The organism is Hyphomonas atlantica corrig. (assembly GCF_017795365.1).
Lineage (GTDB): Bacteria > Pseudomonadota > Alphaproteobacteria > Caulobacterales > Hyphomonadaceae > Hyphomonas > Hyphomonas atlantica.
On the sequence record NZ_CP051254.1, the window covers coordinates 997,033 to 1,015,893 of the forward strand.

Annotated in this window: 12 protein-coding genes, 1 tRNA gene and 1 pseudogene; 9 read left to right on the forward strand and 5 right to left on the reverse strand. The window is 52.7% G+C overall.

Going from position 1 to position 18,861, the window contains the following annotated elements:
• Nucleotides 1-14: 14 nt before the first annotated feature.
• Nucleotides 15-1,325 carry a CHASE2 domain-containing protein gene (locus tag HF931_RS05050; RefSeq protein WP_273242172.1) on the reverse strand — a complete coding sequence of 437 codons (1,311 nt, stop codon included), beginning with the start codon at nucleotides 1,323-1,325 and terminating at the stop codon, nucleotides 15-17.
• Nucleotides 1,326-1,979: 654 nt separating this feature from the next.
• Between HF931_RS05050 and HF931_RS05055 the strand changes: the two genes are divergently transcribed.
• From HF931_RS05055 to HF931_RS05075, 5 genes are all read left to right on the forward strand, one after another.
• The gene (locus HF931_RS05055; protein WP_273242174.1) at nucleotides 1,980-2,681 is read left to right on the forward strand and encodes a DUF6994 family protein; all 702 of its coding nucleotides are present in this window, start codon (nucleotides 1,980-1,982) and stop codon (nucleotides 2,679-2,681) included.
• A gap of 743 nt (nucleotides 2,682-3,424) precedes the next feature.
• Nucleotides 3,425-4,969: a hypothetical protein gene (locus tag HF931_RS05060; RefSeq protein WP_273242176.1), complete on the forward strand. Its 1,545-nt coding sequence runs from the start codon at nucleotides 3,425-3,427 to the stop codon at nucleotides 4,967-4,969.
• Between the two features lie 8 nt (nucleotides 4,970-4,977).
• Nucleotides 4,978-9,843: an ATP-binding protein gene (locus HF931_RS05065; protein ID WP_273242178.1), complete on the forward strand. Its 4,866-nt coding sequence runs from the start codon at nucleotides 4,978-4,980 to the stop codon at nucleotides 9,841-9,843.
• Nucleotides 9,840-11,285, forward strand: coding sequence for a hypothetical protein (locus HF931_RS05070; RefSeq protein ID WP_273242180.1), 1,446 nt, complete (start codon nucleotides 9,840-9,842; stop codon nucleotides 11,283-11,285). The genes HF931_RS05065 and HF931_RS05070 overlap by 4 nt, the downstream gene beginning before the upstream one ends.
• A gap of 88 nt (nucleotides 11,286-11,373) precedes the next feature.
• Nucleotides 11,374-11,595, forward strand: a complete 222-nt coding sequence (locus HF931_RS05075) for a hypothetical protein (RefSeq protein WP_273242182.1) — start codon at nucleotides 11,374-11,376, stop codon at nucleotides 11,593-11,595.
• 209 nt (nucleotides 11,596-11,804) lie between these two features.
• Here the strand turns inward: HF931_RS05075 and HF931_RS05080 are convergent.
• A pseudogene (locus HF931_RS05080) lies at nucleotides 11,805-12,762 on the reverse strand (IS3 family transposase); the annotation flags it as partial.
• A gap of 302 nt (nucleotides 12,763-13,064) precedes the next feature.
• Between HF931_RS05080 and HF931_RS05085 the strand changes: the two are divergent.
• Nucleotides 13,065-13,592, forward strand: coding sequence for a hypothetical protein (locus HF931_RS05085; protein WP_273242183.1), 528 nt, complete (start codon nucleotides 13,065-13,067; stop codon nucleotides 13,590-13,592).
• A gap of 231 nt (nucleotides 13,593-13,823) precedes the next feature.
• Here HF931_RS05085 and HF931_RS05090 read toward each other — a convergent pair.
• Nucleotides 13,824-13,900: transfer RNA gene (locus tag HF931_RS05090), tRNA-Arg, on the reverse strand.
• Nucleotides 13,901-14,045: 145 nt separating this feature from the next.
• On the opposite strand from HF931_RS05090, the gene HF931_RS05095 reads away from it, so the two are divergent.
• Nucleotides 14,046-14,786 carry a thermonuclease family protein gene (locus HF931_RS05095; RefSeq protein ID WP_273242185.1) on the forward strand — a complete coding sequence of 247 codons (741 nt, stop codon included), beginning with the start codon at nucleotides 14,046-14,048 and terminating at the stop codon, nucleotides 14,784-14,786.
• Here the strand turns inward: HF931_RS05095 and HF931_RS05100 are convergent.
• Nucleotides 14,783-15,670 carry an RNA polymerase factor sigma-32 gene (locus tag HF931_RS05100; protein WP_273242187.1) on the reverse strand — a complete coding sequence of 296 codons (888 nt, stop codon included), beginning with the start codon at nucleotides 15,668-15,670 and terminating at the stop codon, nucleotides 14,783-14,785. The genes HF931_RS05095 and HF931_RS05100 overlap by 4 nt on opposite strands.
• A 201-nt stretch (nucleotides 15,671-15,871) precedes the next feature.
• Here HF931_RS05100 and HF931_RS05105 point away from each other — a divergent pair, with 201 nt between their 5' ends.
• Nucleotides 15,872-16,345, forward strand: coding sequence for an MmcB family DNA repair protein (locus tag HF931_RS05105; RefSeq protein ID WP_272982558.1), 474 nt, complete (start codon nucleotides 15,872-15,874; stop codon nucleotides 16,343-16,345).
• A gap of 5 nt (nucleotides 16,346-16,350) precedes the next feature.
• The gene (locus HF931_RS05110) at nucleotides 16,351-16,788 is read left to right on the forward strand and encodes a hypothetical protein (protein WP_035547769.1); all 438 of its coding nucleotides are present in this window, start codon (nucleotides 16,351-16,353) and stop codon (nucleotides 16,786-16,788) included.
• On the opposite strand, the gene tkt is transcribed toward HF931_RS05110, so the two are convergent.
• On the reverse strand, nucleotides 16,785-18,770 hold the full coding sequence (gene tkt / locus HF931_RS05115; RefSeq protein WP_272982564.1) for a transketolase: 1,986 nt from the start codon (nucleotides 18,768-18,770) through the stop codon (nucleotides 16,785-16,787). The two genes, HF931_RS05110 and tkt, sit on opposite strands and share 4 nt — an antisense overlap.
• Nucleotides 18,771-18,861 lie beyond the last annotated feature (91 nt).

Sequence of the window (18,861 nt, forward strand, 5' to 3'; positions counted from 1 at the left end):
CCCCCTCGGTAGATTCAGTCCCTACCTTCGAATGCGTTCGCAAAGATTGCAATAGGTAGGGAAAATAATACAAGAAGGAGGCTGGCGGACACTACACCAAGCAGGAGTTGGTGTACGAATAGCGTTCCGACCCCCAAAGCACTGACCACAATAAAGTCGATCAATACGGCTGCTGAGTTTGATGGTCGGCCAAGAAAATTATCAACCAGCATTCTAACAATTCCCAAGCCAATAAATATTAGGCCCCCATATACTAGCATCGCATAATCAATGCCGCTTTGCGGTGCGTTCCGGCTGCTAGGAGGAGACAGGTCTTCTGCAAGCATTGTTTGGATGGCTGCAGCCTCGAGGTAGACCCCCGGCTTCGGGCCATAGTTCGGACTTTGGGCGTAACCGCCAGATGAAGGGCTTTCAAAGCCTATCAAGACGATCGCGCCGTTGAGGGCGGCTTCTACTTCGGGTGTTCCAGATAAGGCTGCATCAAATCCAATCGTACGGAAGGGGTATAGTTTGGAGGTGGCAGAGTCTGGATCTTGCGTTGGAGAGATGTTCCCTAGAATGTTGTTCAAAGATTTGCGCCAGAAGTACTCAAAAGCCGTGTCGGCGATTTCATTGCACGGCTTGGGCTGTGTCATTGTGCCGTTACATACAGGTGGGGGGACAGGCCAGATGGGGTCAAAATATTCTGGAACGTTGTCTTCACAGACTCGGACAGCCTCAGGCGCGATGGCGGAGCAGGCGATCAAAAGGCCCGGCTTGGGATATCGCCTCTCTGGGTCTCGCGTCCAGTACGAAGTTATTGGAGAATCGTCCGGCCTTCGGCCATCGGAAACGAGCCGAAATGGTAATTCTTCAAAGCCACACTCATCCGTACCATGAGGGCATGCGATCTGCGGGAGGATTGGGGCATTCGGGCTCGAATCGTTTGCGGCCGCAATGAAGATTCGGCTTCTATCTGACGCTCCCATAATAGTCTCTCCGAGATAGGTTGTTCCAGGGTCTCCTCGATCATAACCAAATGAGAAATGGAGATAGATGGCCTCCGGATTAGTTTCTGAAATTGCGGAAACAAGGTCTCCCATTAGGATGTGGGGTATTGGGTAGGTGATCCCTTGTGATTCCAAGAATGTTTCATCCAGTAGGACCACAACAATGTTATCTTTGCTGTTAGAAAATTTGCTGTCGAATGCTTCTAACGAAAGGATAAGGCGCTGAGCTGCTGTTTTCGCATAACCAGTTATTCCCATTGGGTCTGCCAAAGTCACGAATGCAAACGCCACGAAGGACCAAAATACACGGATAAGGCTTCGAGCTAGAATTTCCATGAAAGTCTTGTGGCTAGTTTGTTGCGATTTATGCTCAGGCAATAGAAGTGAGATCAGAAGCTGTCGGAAAATCTACGAGTAAAATGTATTCCAATCGAACGCGACTTATACACCACTTGGTGATGCGCTTAGCAAGCGAGGTGTCATCCCTGGCCATCGCATCAACCCATAAGAACAACCGCCTCGCGAAATCCAGATGCCTCAAGGCTATTCTTGCAATGGGGGAAGTTGACCAGATCCATCAGCTTACCTGGCGCCGTGGCCTTGCTCTCGTGCAGCGTGTGGATCTCATCAAGCCGTTTCAGAAGACGATGTAGGTGATCTATTCGATATCCTATATCGGGTTGGCGATCCCGCCCGACCAGAAGCTGTTCCTCACCGCGTTAATCTTGAATCGAAGTTCACCTACAACCATACGCCAAACTTCTTTTTCTAACCACTCAGGATTGCTACGATCGGCGCAGGAAGCCCCTTCGGTTGCGCCTTCGGGTCCCGCCTACCCTTGCGCTTGTTTTGTCGAACAAGTCTGCAATGGTTGTTCATGGCAGCGGTACATAAGGTGGAACATTTCTTGCTGGTCTTGTCGAAGATGAGCAAGTTTAATCTGTTTCGGTGCTACGTTACTAAACCGCTCAGTTGGGGGAGAAGAGAGCTTTGAGAATTGATACAGGTTTTGACGTCAGGTCTGATGCTGGCGGCAAGGATCCGGACACCCATAGTGCAACGTTGCGGCGATATCACCGGCTGCTTTGGAGCAAGCCACTGCCAAACGGGCGAGACTTCATTCTGCTCGACGATGTGCCAGGTCACTATCTGCACCATTCATCCGACCTTGGAGAGTTCTCCCTTTCAAGCGATTCCGTGGTGCCTTCTTTCACGCGATGGAAGTCGATGCAGCACATCATTGAAAATATCCCCGAAGAGGATAACGAAGCTTTCCGGACACACGGATATACTATTGGCGGCATGATGGTGTTCCCCGCTCATCGCGTGGATGGGAAGCTCAACATCAATGGCGCGCGTGGCTTCAACCGGAAGATCGCAGACCGCTTTGACCTCACGCTGGAATGCATCCGGCGGTTTTATCTGGGCGAGGCGAGTCCTCTGGCTGACACACTGGCGCGTTATGCGGAGTTCTTCGCCCTATTCGACAACTTCGATGGATATATCGATTTTTTTCTGCTCCAGGATCTTGTTGTTGAAGATGGAGCTGCAGTGAAATTCTTCATGCCGTTTGAAGGTTTCAACACTCCGTCTGTGCCCAGAGATGACAGTTCGTACAAGGCGTACCGAGACCGCAGCATAGATTTCATAAATGCTCGGAACCGTCGGATGGATCGCGAAATCAACAGGTAGAAGTTTAGTAGTCAAGCCACTTTGAGGTGATGGTCCCATCTCCCGGATCAAGAAGCTGGGTATAAAAAAGTTTTCCGACGACCGACACCCAACTATCACCACGTCCCAAGGGAGATGTCCTAGATCCGCGGCTAGGTTGTAATCATAGACGCATCAAACGACGCGTTGCGCCTTAACGCGACATTCCATGGATACTTGAAGAAATTTTGAGCAGAAGTTTTAGAGCACACCCATGCTCGAACGTTGAAAGGTTTTCAGATCGGAAAATACTATAATTGGAACTTCGGCTGTCGGTTTGTCAGTGCAGCTAATCGGAACAGTATTGCTTTTGAAAGCGCCAATACTGAGTGTGATTACGAGGCTATATCCACGCAGGCCTCTATAGGTTAGCCATGGTGCTTGCGACGCTTATGCTGTCTTCCGATGAGGAGGCAGACCAGTCATCGAAATTCTGCGCTCTGAAGCTCTCGAACAGCTTGTTGATCAACACTCTGGTATCGCAACATCTCTCGCGGGCGCACTCGGTTACACCCACAGAACTGTCCCCACGCTCTTCGAAAGAATGAACGAGCTACGGCAACCCAAATTGCAGGACTCGGTGGCAAGGTCGCCGAGAAATTCTAAGAGACGGCTTAACTTTAGGATACAGGTTATTCTACCCAAGGCGAAAAATTTTAGTTTCATTAAGTGGAGCTTAGTCGGCGCTCTACTACATAGAACGCTGGAATCGATAAGGTGATGGGATGGAACACGGCTTTGTAGTCGGCGGGATATATAGCCGACGACGAGACATTCACGAACGTTTTGGTGGCCAGCAACAGGGCGGCATATCCACCCCAACAGGCGCGCCTTTCATTTTCATCTTTACTGGGGAAGGCGGACACGCGTTCGGCTACGAAGACCACTTTCTGCCTGATGGCGTATTTTTGTACACCGGCGAAGGACAAATCGGGGATATGGATTTTGTTCGTGGCAATCGTGCGATTCGCGACCACGAAGAGGACAAAAAATCCATCCTGCTATTTCGAGCATTGGGGCACGGAAAACCTGTTCGTTACCTTGGCGAATTCCAGAGCAAAGGATACTCAATTATTCGAAGCCCGGACCAAACAGGCGAATTGCGCGATGCTATTCAATTTGCATTGGAACCTGCGGAGCACCCGTCAAAGTTTGCGCCAATCAATGCTGAGAAACTATGCACCGAATTCAATTCTTATAAAGAACTAGTGCAGCGAAAATCCGGTATGCCTTTCACAACTTTCAAAGAGGGCATGGTGGGCGAATGGGAGAACTATAAGCCTCATCTGCGAGAGATCGCTCGCGATCGACTGGCTTCGGAAGAATGGCGGGAAAGCAATATCGGAACGGGCAAAATCGCTAGAGATTTGATCCGCGCAATTGAGCTAAAGCGCACGACACGCAATCCTGGAAACAATCTGCTCATCAATTGGTCTGGCCGCCACGGCGATGAGGCGAAGGAGCACTATCCAATTATCAAGGCACTCAATACGCCAGAGCAACTCAAGCAGCTAGAGCGAGCTTTGTTCGATTTATTTTCTGACGCCTTGCCGGCTGGAACGTGCTTCGAACAACTCAGAGAAGTCTGCGGTGATAGGTATTCACTTCTAGCCTTCATTTTTTTCTTAAAGGATAGCGATGCGTTCGCTCCCATATTAACGCGGACTTTTGACACTTTCTTTGCGCGTTTGAAGCATCCACTTGTCACTTCCAGGCAGGCCTCATGGCCCAACTATTTGGCCTACAACGATGCTTTGCAGAAAATCTTTGCCTTTTTGCGCCAACAGCCCGGATTAACCGGCTGCGATTTCATTGATGCGCATACTTTTGTGTACACTCGGGAAAAGTTTGAGGACCAATCGGACGTTGTCTCGCCTCGAACAAACGTAGACGCGGTGATAGCAATGATTAGTGGTTCAGTCCGCTCTACAGTTAGAAACGCAAATGGTCAGCAACGCACCCAGCGCACTAAGAATAAGAATTTGCTTATGAGCGAGTTAGAGCTCGAAGAGCTGCTTGAAAACCTGTTGTGTAAAGGAGATGAACGTTGCGCACTGACAAACATACCATTTCAATACCCTAACCAAGCCGATGCCGATCCGAACTTCTACCCATCGCTTGATCGAATAGACAGCAACGGCGACTATGCCCGTGATAATGTGCAGCTCGTCTGCAGGTTTGCCAATTTCTGGAAAGGAAGCGGCGACGACAGCGAGTTTCGGGAATTACTGGCGCACGTTCGCACCTCAGACCGATGTGTGAAGGAGTAACTTTGACTATGAGTGGCCAAACCGCAAATGCCGGCGGCTCAGCAACAAATTCCGGCGTCCGGTTTCACCAACAAGTCGGATCGCTAATTAGCGCGGCAGCCATCGCTGAGGCAACGACGGGTCATCCATTTTCTTTCGACAGAAGCACGATCGAATGGATAAAGTTCGAGTCGTCCGCACCGGTTGACGACATTGTTTACGGAACTAGCAACGACGGCCAGGTAGCCATACAAGCGAAAACGCGCATGACTCTTTCGAAGAGGAACGACAGTCCTTTTTCGAAGACGCTTGGCCAAATTGTTCGCTACTGGCTCGCGTGCAAGCAAGGCGACGGCAACAAGGGATGGGATAGACCGCTATCTCCTATCAAGGATCGGATTTTCATCGTTGTTGGTCCTAATGCTCCCAAGTCCATTACTGAGGTAGCGAGGAAGGCGTTTGCGCTTGTCGATCAAGCGCCCCACAACGGTCAATCAGCAAAACTTCAGGACGCAATCAGTCTGATACAATCTTCGGTCAAGTCGCATTGGAATAGTATTTCGTCGACATCGATGCCCGATCAACTACTCTCTGATATTTCTCAACTAGTTGGTATTGTACAGGTCAATCCAGATGCGGCCGATAGAAATGTCGCATTGAGCTTTCTGTCAAAATTGGCTGGCGAAAAGCATGCGCCTGAGGTGTTGCAAGAAATCGAAGCGTACTGCGGAAAAGCGATGGCCGACAGAGACGGCTTCGATCGGCGCGAACTTCGAGACCACCTGTTTCGCCAAGGCTTTAAAATCTCCGCGCAGCCAGCGTACCAAAAGGACATTGCGCGACTAACGCAATACAGCGACGAAACCTCTTCGAGTTTGAGGCAATACGGCGCCATTATCGGTGACGAAGGGGAGCCCATTTCAATTATTCGCGATTGTCAAACACCAATCGAAGCAGCTCTGGCGTTGGGTTCGGTGTTGATAACAGGCGAACCAGGGGCCGGCAAAAGTGGTGTTCTCAGCAGTATTGCATCCAGCCTTCGTGAGAACGGTAAGGACGTAGTTGAACTTGCTGTCGATCGGTTCTCAATTGAAACATTGGAAGGCCTGCGCACTGAACTTGGCCTACAGCACCACTTAGCCCAAGTGCTGACGAACTGGGACGGTGCGCAAGAGGGATGGCTGATCATCGACGCCCTTGATGCTACGCGTGGCGGACCAGGGGAAGCTGTATTTAGGCGCTTAATAGAGACAATTTTGAAGGGCGATAGCCGCTGGAATATAATAGCATCAATCAGATCATTCGACCTACTAATGGGCGTACAATTTCGAGAGCTATTCGCTGGAGCGCCACCAGTGGATACGCTCAGGGACTCCAGGTTTCCCAACGTACGGCATATTCAAATCCCTACATGGACGAAACCCGAACTAGATCGATTGCTCACCCAAACCTCGCAATTAAAGGCAGCGATAGAGAATGCTCCGCGGAAATTTGAGGAGCTGGCCCTCGTTCCATTTAACACGAAGCTATTAGCTGAGCTCGTCCACTCAAATGCGGAGACCGTAGACCTAAAAAAAGTTAAGTCGCAGTCTGAACTGCTAGCATTCTACTGGTCAAAGAAAGTCGCTGCCTACGGATTAGAAGCTGAGGCGTGCGTCAAAGCGGTTCTAGATGAAATGCTTCGCGCGAAGTCTTTGCGTGCAAAAACATTCAAGTTTGAGCCAACAATTACAGGGCGCATCGAGACCCTAATCAAGGAGGGAGTACTCACTTCGTCTGAGAACCGGCAATGGGTTCAATTCAGACATCACCTACTATTCGACTACGCAGTTAGTCGAACGTTTCTATATCCGGAAGATTTACACTTGGGTGAGCACTTCCGGAAGGAGAACTCGCTGGGAATGATGCTGGCCCCGGCCATATCATTTTCACTAGACAGCCTTTGGCAAAAAGATTCCTCACGACAAGAATACTGGCGAACAGCGACAACGCTCCTGGCAGACGCATCTGTCGACCCAATTATCAGATCTTCGATCGCCCGCCTGTGCGCCGAGTTTCCAGAGGTCCGGGAAGATATCGAAACTATTGGTTTGCTATTATCGAAAGAAGCAGAAAAGCCAGTCGTTGTGGGAGCGATACGCCACGTTATCGGTGCCCTCTCAGTGCGATCGAGCGACAAGTCTTCATTCTCCACCGCGCCTTGGACACGCCTCGCCGAACTGCTCGGTCTACATTCCTCGGATCAACTGTCCGGCTCCATTAAAGTCCTCTTATACTTATTGGAGCCGAAGACTGATGCACTCGATGAGCGAGTGATGTTAGGCGAGGCTGCCCGCTCTTATCTTCGCTACGCGCTCGATACCAAAGTTCATCCGACAGTGACTTCCGCTGCGATTGACCTTGTGGCCGCGACAATTGACGCCGACGTGAGCGCAACGGTCGATGCGCTCCACGAAGTCTTATCTTCAGATCGCTTTCAAACACGCGGATGGCAAGAAATCCCAACACTGTGCCGCCAAATAAAAAAGATCATCGATAACGCGCCCGATTTTGCGAGGGAAATATTCGCTTTCACTTACGCCTCTGAGATTACAGAGGAAATCACGACAAGTCTTGGCAACAGCCAAATTTTGCCAATGAGCTCAACAGCTCGCCAGGACTTCGACATGGCGCGCTATGCACTCAAGGAGCAGTTCGGCCACTTTCTCAAAGTCGATCCGTACATAGCCATCGATGCACTGAATCGGTCTTTAGAAGGGTACATCAAGCGCGAGCACTCAAGGTCCAGCCTTCCAGAAACGTTGGAAACAAGTGTAGGCCACAAGACAGTTCGCCTTTCTGAAGACCTCAGTCACATTTGGGCCCATGATCCCGATGCAGACTACTTAGACGACGCCGAAATTCTCCTTCACGACTATTATGTTTGGTTAGCGAAAGCTCCTGCTGATTTAGCCGTTGAAGTTGCTCACTACGTTGCAGATAATTCTAGTTTAGCGTGCATTTGGGCAAGAACGTTTCTTGCCGCTGTTCAGCATCCCGATACAGACCTCGCGGACTATTGTTGGAGTTTCGCCTCAAAGCAAATTTTCTTGCTGTCCGCGGATACTCGGAAAGATGCGATCGACTTGATCGCCCGATGCTATCCAAACATTGCTGAGGCTATAAAGCGCGAATTTGAGCAAGCTGCTCTTGAATTCGATTTCGGCGCCTTCAAACATCCGGTCGAAGCGCGAACCCGAATACTACAGCGCATATTCTACGCTATTGGAAAGGATCATCTTACGACGGCGGAGGCGATAAAAATCGCGAACAACGCTGAAGACGCTTTCAAAGATCAATCAGCTAATGACCGGCCTTTCAAAGTTCACTCCTATCGGGAAGACGCTTCGTCGTATAGCTGGATCGAAGGTTTAAACCCTGATGAGGACGCAAATGCGAAACTGATCAATCAGATCGATGATTTAAAGAAAAAGTTTGCCCTGGACGGGATTGATGGTGGTGATGCGTTACGTAACGCATCACAGGCAGTGCAGGCTCTTAGTGAACTAAATCGCAGTGTTCGCGAGGACGCTCACTCCACCGCATTTGAAGACCTGAAAAGACACGCGCAGGGCGTTTTGGGGCAGTGCTGCAATGAGACGATTTCCAGCAAGATACTCATCGCTGAGCAGGATGATCAGGTTATCTCTCAGTTCTGCGATGTACTCATAGAACTTAGCAAGTCGGAAAATCCTGAAGTTCATGCTGAAACAGAAAAGAGCTTTGAACGGAGCCCATCGTGGGGCGGCCCAGCGGCAAGGGTAGAAGCTGCAACCGCCATTCTCGATTTCATACTTCAACGCCCAGAAGTGTACGAAACGCTGAAGCCGCAAATCTCGGTGCTTTTGCGCGATCCGCATCCAGCAGTGCGTTTGAACTGCGCCCAGCACCTATGGCGAATTTGGGAAATCGATCGGGAGGCGTTCTGGGCTAACATCGATTTCGTCGTCGAAAATGAGTTAAACCTGGGCGTTTTGGATCATGTCTGCACGCATTGGTTCGGGAGACTGCTACATCAGCATCCTGATTGGGTGGAGCCGCACGCATTGCGCCTGATCAATCGCTCTTGTGACGACGAAGATCGAACAAGATCACTTAAAGATCATATGGCATCCGCTCTCGCGGTTCTTTGGATCGCTAAAGGTCGGCCCGCGAGCGAGAAGGAAGTGGAGAAGTGGATCAGCGCGCCGGCGTCCCACAAGACCGAAGTTACGTCGACCATTCAAGTTTGTCGTGGCGAACTTGAAAGCTTTGCAGAATGGAAATCAGACGCGAACGATACTCCTGGGCAGCGCTGCCTTACCTTCTTGGCAGCTGTTTTGAAGACCACAAACCCCGTATTGATCAACTCCTCGAACATCACTGACCCATCTGAAAATCAAATAAATGAAATACGCGCGTGTGCTGAAATCAATCACGATGTTTGTATGGCGTTGTACTTTGCGGCTGAGAAAATCTGCGATGAAGAATGCAGCGACGATGAAACACAACTGACTTCAAGCTTCCTCGCATCCACCGAACCCTTGCTAAGATTATTGGGTGCGGCCGCCCCCCCTCGCTCAACCTACTACCTGATAAAGCTCATAGCATTACTGGCCCCAAAGGAGCCCGCCAAGGCGTTCGACCTAATAGCTTATTCACTGCTGAACGGCGGAAAGGAGTTTGGGTATCAGTTTGAAGCTATGGGCGCCGATTTGGCGGTGGAGCAGTTCGGCGTTCTGCTCGCCGACAACAAAGAGATATTCTCTGATGAAAGCCGAAGAGAACAGCTTGTTGCTTCTCTCGATCTTTTCATGGAGGCGGGTTGGCCATCTGCACGCCGCCTGCTGTATAGACTGCCCGAATTGGTACAATGAAGAACCTCGAGGTCAGAAAAGCTGAATTCAAACGCGACGTCGAAGCCTTAGTTCAGAATGTGAACGATTCGATGAGTGCCGAGTACACCGCCCCAATCGATGGCCTTTCCAGCAACCCACTAGAACATACAACCCGCAGAAACTTCCTTGATCATCTCTTTGAAGCGCTGGGCTGGAAGTTGGGAACTGGCGGTAACACACGAGAAGAGGTCCGAATTAAAGCCAATACCGTACAATTCTTGGACTATCTCGGAGTAAAGAAAGAAACAAATACGCCCATTGTGCTTATTGAGGCTAAGCGATGGTCCGAACCGCACATCGTCGCCGCGCCGCAACTGAAAGCCAATTTCTCAAGCAAGAGCGAAATTGTCTCAGCAGCTATTGATTACATTCTGAGTGATGATGCTGAACTGATAGCTCCAGTGAGCACCGGTTGGATTGATATCCTCACCCAAGTCAAAGACTACGTCAAAGATATCGCTGCGAATACAGGGCATGTCGTACAGCGCGCAGTCATCACCAGCGGAAAATGGTTGATAATTTTCACAAACCCTGGAGCCACGTTTCTTTCAGACGGAAAAAATCACCCGGATCGAATTTTAGTGTTCGAGATCGAAAATTACGTTGAGCACTCCAGCGATATACTAAAGTGGCTCGACCAAAAATTGATCGCCCCCGATATCCCCGATATTCTCGAACCTCAGCGCGTTGGTCCGTATGTGAAGCCTCAAAATATCTTGAAGTGCTTTTCTGGTTTGCATGTGAGGTACGAACGAAGCGGGAGCGAGAAATTTTCGATCCGTCCTCAAATAATCGTGTATCCGGTGTTGATAATTGAGCGGTCGGATGGAGCTTACTTGAAGATTGCTAGACGGGACGATGGACTAGGGCTCACTCCGTCAAATTGCACGCCTGCGTCCATGACTGAACATCATGCCAGAATACAGACCGCAGTTGAACGATTGATAAGAGAGACTTCACACGTTGTAGGGCTCGAACTTTTGCCTGAACCCTTGGCAGAATTCTCTGGGTTTCCAACAGAGCATCAGCGCGGCGTCCCAATTCCCAACAAACAGGTGCTCATTGCCGAACCGAAAGTTGCTGATGAGTTCTTGATAGCGACTGGTGACGCTCCCCATTTTCTTTTAGAAACTCCGAGAATTGCTGAGTGCGAGTGGCATTCTTGGAATGCGTGTCACGCCAATGGTAACGCTGATGGTGACAATGCCCTATCATCGCCAAGCATCAAAAACCCGAGATCATACTTTATAGACGGGCATTCCCATCACTGTGCGAACAGAGCGTTGATCCTGCTTCGAGAAGAACGGTGCAAAATTGCTCAATTCGAAGAACGTTTGTGCTGCCAGGCCTGCAGCTTTTTGACGGAATGTTGGAGCGATGCCGAGCGCGAAGGTATGCCTTGCGGTGCGTTAGCCAACTAGATGGGAGTCAGGAGCATTGAACCACTTGCTTCCAAGACGCTCCCAAAAATTCTCAGAGCCACAAACGATTTTGTGCCTGCTTTCCAAGATGATAAACCTTGCGATCGAATGGGAGTACCGCTCTGACAATCCCTGCCGCGGCATCAAGAAGTTTCACGAAGCACCTCGCAGCCTGTTTCTCAGTACGGACGAACGTGACCGGCTGACCCAGGCGCTTCAGGAAGAGCCTGACCAGGCAAGTGCAATCGCGACCTGGCTTTGCCGGCTTACAGGTGCAAGGAAGGGAGAAGTATTGCAAGCGCGCTGGTAACAATTCGATCTCGATGCGAAGATCCCGGTCTGGCAAATTCCCGCGACATACACCAAATAGAGACGCGTTAACCGAAAGCCTCCGTCACGCCCGGCAGTGCTCTTGTTGTCGGAATGGAAGAAGGTCTGTCCGCAATCGTCCGCAGGATGGGTTATACTGGCCTGCCATCCACCAGATTTATTAACCCGGCGGTTTCAAAGTAGCAGTGTTCATGTTGCCACCTCCCCATAATAAGGCTGCATGAACGCTGCGGGCAAGACAGCTTTTGGGGCGGGTGGCGTATTGCCGAGCGAAGAGTTCGGCCGATCGGTGTTGTAATGCCGTCTCCATGTATCGATCAGGATCTTTGCCTCTCGCAGGTCAGAGAACATTTCCCTCGCTAGCAACTCGTCGCGTAGCTTGCTGTTGAAGCTTTCGCAGTAGCCGTTCTCCCAAGGGCTTCCCGGTTCGATGTAGAGCGTCTTCACGCCGATGCGTTGTAGCCAGTCACGGAGGGCCGTGGCGATGAACTCGGGGCCATTATCGGATCGTATGTGCTCGGGTGCCCCGTGACGAACGAACAGCTCGCCCAGCGTGTCGAGGACATCCCGAGAGCTCAGCTTCCTCTCAACCCGGATGGCGAGACATTCCCGTGCAAACTCGTCGATCACACACAGCATGCGGAACACACGTCCATCATGGGTGCGGTCCTGCACGAAGTCGTAGGACCATACATGGCCTTTGTGTGCCGGCCTTAGCCGCACGCAAGATCCGTCATTCAGCCAGAGACGGCCGCATTTTGGTTGTTTCATCGGCACTTTCAGCCCCTCCCGTCGCCAGATGCGGTAAACCCGCTTCTCGTTCACATCCCGGCCATCATTTCTGAGGAGCGCCGTGATCTGGCGATAGCCATACCGGCCGAACCGTTAGCCAGGCCGATGATCGCCGATGTCAGGGCGTCCTCATCGTCTCACCGTATGGGCTGTTTGCGTTGGGTCGAACGGTGCTGGCCGATCACACGGCAAGCCTGGCGTTCGGAGACACCAAACTCTTCCACCACGAGGTCGAACGCAGCACGACGGAGCGAAGAACTTAGAACTTTCCCCGCACGACTTCCTGAAGGATCTGGTTGTCCAGCGTGAGATTAGGGACTGGCCGCCGAAGCCTGGCGTTCTCCTTCTCCATATCTCATATGCGCTTGGCTCTCTTACCCATGTCTCAACTCCAGAATCGGAGCCGGCACAAACCCAAATAATGAACCACTTCGCTGGAGGCAGACCAACTCGCTTATATGGGGAATGGCGCACCGGGGGAGGGTGAAGGTGAGGACTTTCTAATTGTGTTTATGAAGAGATGAACCTCCATACTCAGCGGAGTCTACCGAATTCCGAGTGGCACGTGGCTCACACATTTTACGTTCATAGATCCACTGGAAATGTGTTCTCCCCTCCAGTAGAATTCAGCGACGGTCGTATTGGGGGGCTCGCTGAATGTTCTTAATTCGCTTCATTCAGCTGTGCGGAAGACATCCATTCGTAACAGGCTTGTTTTCGCTAATAGGACTGTTTGGCCTGGTGTTTTCATTTTTCAGTTTTTCGGTAGATCGCGCCGAAGCGCGATCTTCACAGGAGCAAGCTGAAAGGATCTACAGTTCAATCGAAGGAATTAAGAAAGATCTGCTTGGAGAGCCAGGTCCAAGAGTTCCCGTCATATTCGGCAAGTCTTATCCTGACGCTCGAAAAGACCTCATAGAGAATGGATGGATGCCTAAGCGCAATCACCCCTCAGTACTGAGAGACATGGGCAAGTACAACGGCAATGCGACCTACCTCTGGGATGCGGGATTCTGGGAGAATGAACATTGTTTTCCCACCGGCGATGCCGCTTGCCTATTCAGATTTTACGACAAAGACGGTAATACTTTGATGGTCGCGACTGCCGGAGAAGCCAGCCCGACCAATTTACGGCATGTGGTTGTTACAGGGGCCATATTGAATCCTGAAAACGGCACAAAGTAGAATTACTTTGCCGTCTGTAGCTATAAAATTGCTTTTCCAAATTTTGACAAGAGAAACTGTCGGCACCAAATTTCACCCTCACCGGCGAAACATTGGTGCACCCAGAGCATTGAGAACGCTCAAATGCCATACCCATAGTTGGCTGCAGCTTTCTTTAATACAATTGGTTCCCCCGTGGTTCCCTGGGACTTTTTCGGAGATCTTGCAACGCCAATAACTCATTGTATTTATTGGCGATCCCGGCGCGATTCGAACGCGCGACCTACAGATTAGGAATCTGTTGCTCTATCCTGCTGAGCTACGGGACCGCAGGGTTGAGGTGGCTATACGGCAATTGCTGCCTGGATTGAAGTTAGCAATCTCTGGTCTTAATCTGCAATGGAAATTGGCGATCGCGGGGAGCCCGCACGAGATCAGGTGAGGGGTGGCGTGCGCGCGATCGGGGCGATTTGGTTGATTTTACTTGTTGCGGCATGTGGCGCGCGCGGTCCATTGGCAGATTTGGAGCCTGGGGAACGTGGCCGGGTTGTACGCGTGGTGGATGGGGACACAATTGTGCTGGATACCGGCCAAAGTGTACGACTCGTCGGTATCGAGGCGCCATCTGGTGGATTTGGAGACCGCGACCCGCAGCCCTTCCACACAGAAGCCAAACGCATGATGGAAGACATGGTACTTGGCCGTCAGGTCCAGCTTCATTATGGCGGTCTAACGCGGGACAGGTATGATCGTGCCTTGGCGCACGCAGAAACGGTTGATGCCTTGGGGCCCAGATTCTGGCTTAACGCTGAAATCGTTAAGCGCGGCGGTGCCCGGGTTCGGGTCTATCCGGACACGTCAGCTGCCAATGCTCCTCTATTTGATCTAGAGCGGGACGCGCGCGAAAATTCTGTCGGCATGTGGAGCACACGCGAGTATCGCATACCCCTCGCCACAGATTTGCCGGACACGTTCGAAGGGTTTCAGCTCATATATGGAAATGTTGCTGACATGCAGGGTTCAGACGGTTTCGGCGCCGTATGCGATCTGTCTCTGGAGGGCTCGCATCTTCGTTTGCAAATACAGGTGCCGGCCGCGGGGCATTGTCAAAGCGCGCTGGGCGCAAATGTACTTGCCCGCGGTTTCGTGCGCGATGGTGTGATGGAGATATCGGACAAACTGAACTTGCAAATTATGTCGGCGCCACCTGACTAGGTGCCAGGCAACAGACCCGCTTCGTCCGGGTCGCCGACGATACGCTCAAGCGCGCGGCGGAGCTTGCCCAATGCCTGATGTTCAATTTGCCGTACACGCTCTTTCGAGATGCCCAGTTCGTGGCCGAGTGTCTCAAGCGTGACGGAATCCTCACATAGTCGTCGTTGCATGATGATGTGAGTTTCGCGGGGATTTAGCGCTTTCAGGGCGTTGGCGATCCATTCCTTGCGCCGTGAGGAGTCGTGTGACTCCATCACTTGCTGTTCTGGAATTGCCGACTCGTCCGGCAGCAGGTCCTGCCATTCTCCATCTCCATCTACGGCCATCGGGGCGTTCAGTGAGCGGTCTGATGCGGAGAGGCGAGATGCCATATTCTCAACATCTCGTTCAGGCACGCCCAGATGCTCCGCGATCCATGCGCGGTTTTCCTTGGTCATCACGCCATCACCCGTGTCATCGATCCGGGCACGCAGACGACGCAAATTGAAGAAAAGGGACTTTTGGGAAGAGGTTGTCCCCGTCCGGACGATCGACCAGTTGCGAAGAACGAAGTCCTGTATGGAAGACCGAATCCACCAACTGGCATAGGTCGAGAAGCGAACTTTACGGTCAGGCTCAAACCGGGCGGCCGCCATCATCAGGCCAACATTCCCTTCCGAGACGAGATCTGGCATGGGCAGGCCATAGTGGCGGAATTTTGATGCCATCGCGATGACAAGGCGAAGATAGGCGCGAGTCAGTTCGTGCAAGGCCTTTTCATCTTCGTCCTCGCGCCAGCGTCTTGCAAGTTCCAGCTCATGTTCAGCCTCCAGCATGGGGGCTTTCATGGCTTTCTTGACGTAAGACCGGTCTGCAGGTCCGTTGGAGCTGTAGGCGTTCGCCATGACGGGTCATCTCCTTCTGCGACAAGGCATGCTGCCAAACTATCACAGTCTCTACGGACAAGAGCGCGGACCGGATCAACTTCGTTCCCAAAATTGATCACATTCTAGCGAGTGGAGGTGCAAAGCAGGGGACTGGTCAGGCTTGACCGCGTGCGCCGCGCTTTTGTAACGTTCGAACGAAACGGGAACGAGGTGTCGCTCATGACGGATATGAACAGTGTTGATGAGGCCATGACGCGCGCGGCTGAAATTGTTCGCGGGACACAGCGCCTGTTGGCCGGGCTCGGCTTTTTCGGCGTGACGGAGCTGAGCCTGGCAAACAACCGTCGCGCGGATATCGCAGCGCTGGGGCCGTCCGGAGAGGTCTGGATGGTGGAGGTGAAGTCCTCGATTGCTGACTTCCGATCAGATTCAAAGTGGCCTGAATACATGCCGTATTGCGATCAGCTCTATTTCGCGGTGGCGGGTGATTTCCCGCAGGAATTGATCCCGGATGAGACTGGCTTGATTGTGGCAGATGCCTTCGGAGGGGCGATCATTCGCGAGTCTCCGGAAGACAAGCTGCCGGCGGCACGGCGAAAGGCAATGACCCTTCGCCTGGCGCGACTCGCGGCGATGCGTTTGACGCAGACGACAGATACTGGCTGGACGGCGGCATCCGGCTTGCTTACCTGAGGCGCATGAGCAACGCTTTTCCCATTGCGGTACGACTGGAAGACGCCCTGAAGCCCGGCGTGAAAGCGGCGCGCACGCGTGCGGCTGCTGAAGCCCTGGTCCCAGACCAGACGATCGAGTCACTCGAGACCGAATGGCTGAACGTGACCGAGGAAGAAGCCGCAGCCTATCTGGCAGTGCAGTCTGATGAATCTGGACCACATGGTCATCTTCAGAAGTACGAAGACAATGAGGGCAATCTGGTTCTGGCTGTGACCTGGTGGAAGCTGGTTGATCAGGCAGACATCATGCCGCTTCCGAAAACACGCAAGAAAAAACCGGCGACTGAGAAGCCGCCGGTCGAAGATCATACAGATGATCTCTATTTTCGGTCTGGTCGGACCAAGACGCGCCGGAAGCGCTACATTGACCCCCGACAGTTGGACCTGTTCAAGAACGTCTAGATCAGGCCCTTTACCGTCTCGGCAACGTTCTCGGCCGTGATGCCGAAATGCTCGTACAGTTTCTGGTAAGGCGCGCTTGCACCGAAACTGTCCATGCCGACAAAGCCGCCCTTCGGGCCAATCCAGCGATCCCAGCCAAACCGGACGCCCGCTTCAACTGCGACTTTTGGCAGGTCGCCGCCAAGTGTCTCTTGCTGGTACTTTTCGTCCTGCTGCGCGAACAGTTCCATGCATGGCATGGAGACGACGCGCACATGGATTTTTTCCTTCGCCAGCTCGGCTTGAGCCTGAAGCGCGATTTCGACTTCAGACCCTGTCGCGATCAGGACGGCTGCTTCGCGAGACTTCACCTTTGATGGCGAGAGGACGTAGCCGCCCAGTGCGCTCAGGTTTTCGTCTGTGTGCTCCGTGCGTGCCGGGCTGAGGCCCTGACGCGTCAGCGCCATCGTGGATGGGCCATCTGCGTGGCCGACAGCCACTTCCCAGCACTCGGCCGTTTCGACACCGTCTGCCGGGCGGAAGACAAGCATGTTCGGCATCGCACGCAGAGACGCAACCTGCTCCACCGGCTGGTGCGTCGGACCGTCTTCGCCAAGGCCAATGGAATCGTGCGTCATCACATGGATAACGCGAGTGCCCATCAAGGCGCCAAGGCGGATGGCTGCGCGGCTATAGTCTGCGAAGACCAGGAACGTGCCAGAATAGGGGATGATACCGCCGTGCAGTGACATCCCGTTCATTGCGGCGGCCATACCATGCTCGCGCACCCCATAATGCACGTAGCGGCCTGACCAGTCGGATGGGGTCATCGGCTTGGTTTCGGCCGTCTTGGTGTTGTTGGAGCCGGTCAGGTCCGCGGACCCACCAACCGTTTCGGGCACCAGATGCGTGATGACTTCCAGCGCGGCGCCGCTCCATTGGCGGGTAGCTTTCTTCTCGCCCCCTTCAACAACAGCCTTCTTGTGCTTGTTGATCGCTTTGGAGAGATTCTTCGGCAGGCGACCGGCCATTGCCGCATTGAACTCGCCCTTGTGCGGCGAGGCCATCTGGCGCTCTTTCCATGCCTTGCGGGCGTCGACGCCGCGTTCACCGACCTTTTTCCAGGCCTTCTCGATATCTGCGGGGACTTCAAACGGCTCATGCGGCCAGCCGATATTCTCGCGAATGCCAGCGATTTCTTCGGCACCGTAAGGGCCGCCATGTGCCTTGCCGGTGCCGGCAATCTTGGGGGCACCATAGCCGATGATGGTTTTCACGGCGAGGAAGACAGGCTGCTTCTGTTTCTGAGCCCATTTCAATGCGGCTTCGATGTCTTTCTCATCATGGCCGTCAACCTTGCGGGTGACCCAGCCGGACGCTTCAAAGCGGGCGCACTGATCTGTTGAATCGGCCACATCGATGTTGCCGTCGATGGTGACGGAGTTGTCGTCCCAAAGAACGATCAGGCGGTTCAGTTTCATGTGGCCAGCAAGCGTGATGGCTTCCTGGCTGACGCCTTCCATCAAGCAGCCATCACCGGCGATCACATAGGTTTTGTGGTCAACCAACTCGTCGCCAAAGCGCGCATTCAGGTGACGCTCAGCCATCGCCATGCCAACAGCTGTCGCAATGCCCTGGCCAAGCGGACCAGTTGTTGTTTCAACGCCTTTGGTGACGAAGTTTTCCGGGTGGCCCGGCGTATTCGCGCCCAGCTGGCGGAAATTGCGAATGTCGTCGCGGCTGACGGATTTGTAGCCGCTGAGGTGCAGCAGCGAGTAGACCAACATTGAGCCGTGTCCGGCGGACAGGATGAACCGGTCACGGTCCGGCCAGTCTGGCTGGGAGGCGTCGAATTTCAGGAATTTCCGGAACAGGACCGTTGCGGCATCTGCCATGCCGAGCGGCAGGCCGACATGTCCGGATTTGGCCGCTTCAACGGCATCCATGGAAAGTGCGCGGATGGCATTGGCCATGTCGCGGTTCGTGACAGCCATTCTGCTGATCTCCTTTGGTTTGCGGGAGTCCTAGGCCAGACTAAGCCCGTTGCGTCAAGTCGCTTGGCTGATTGAGATAATACCGTTACTTCATTGTGTA

Excerpts from the sequence above, each read along its gene's own strand:
- HF931_RS05050 (WP_273242172.1), bottom strand. The coding sequence starts at position 1,325 with ATGGAAATTCTAGCTCGAAGCCTTATCCGTGTATTTTGGTCCTTCGTG.
- HF931_RS05060 (WP_273242176.1), top strand. The coding sequence starts at position 3,425 with ATGGAACACGGCTTTGTAGTCGGCGGGATATATAGCCGACGACGAGAC.
- HF931_RS05065 (WP_273242178.1), top strand. The coding sequence starts at position 4,978 with ATGAGTGGCCAAACCGCAAATGCCGGCGGCTCAGCAACAAATTCCGGC.
- HF931_RS05070 (WP_273242180.1), top strand. The coding sequence starts at position 9,840 with ATGAAGAACCTCGAGGTCAGAAAAGCTGAATTCAAACGCGACGTCGAA.
- HF931_RS05075 (WP_273242182.1), top strand. The coding sequence starts at position 11,374 with ATGATAAACCTTGCGATCGAATGGGAGTACCGCTCTGACAATCCCTGC.
- HF931_RS05085 (WP_273242183.1), top strand. The coding sequence starts at position 13,065 with ATGTTCTTAATTCGCTTCATTCAGCTGTGCGGAAGACATCCATTCGTA.
- HF931_RS05100 (WP_273242187.1), bottom strand. The coding sequence starts at position 15,670 with ATGGCGAACGCCTACAGCTCCAACGGACCTGCAGACCGGTCTTACGTC.
- HF931_RS05105 (WP_272982558.1), top strand. The coding sequence starts at position 15,872 with ATGACGGATATGAACAGTGTTGATGAGGCCATGACGCGCGCGGCTGAA.
- HF931_RS05110 (WP_035547769.1), top strand. The coding sequence starts at position 16,351 with ATGAGCAACGCTTTTCCCATTGCGGTACGACTGGAAGACGCCCTGAAG.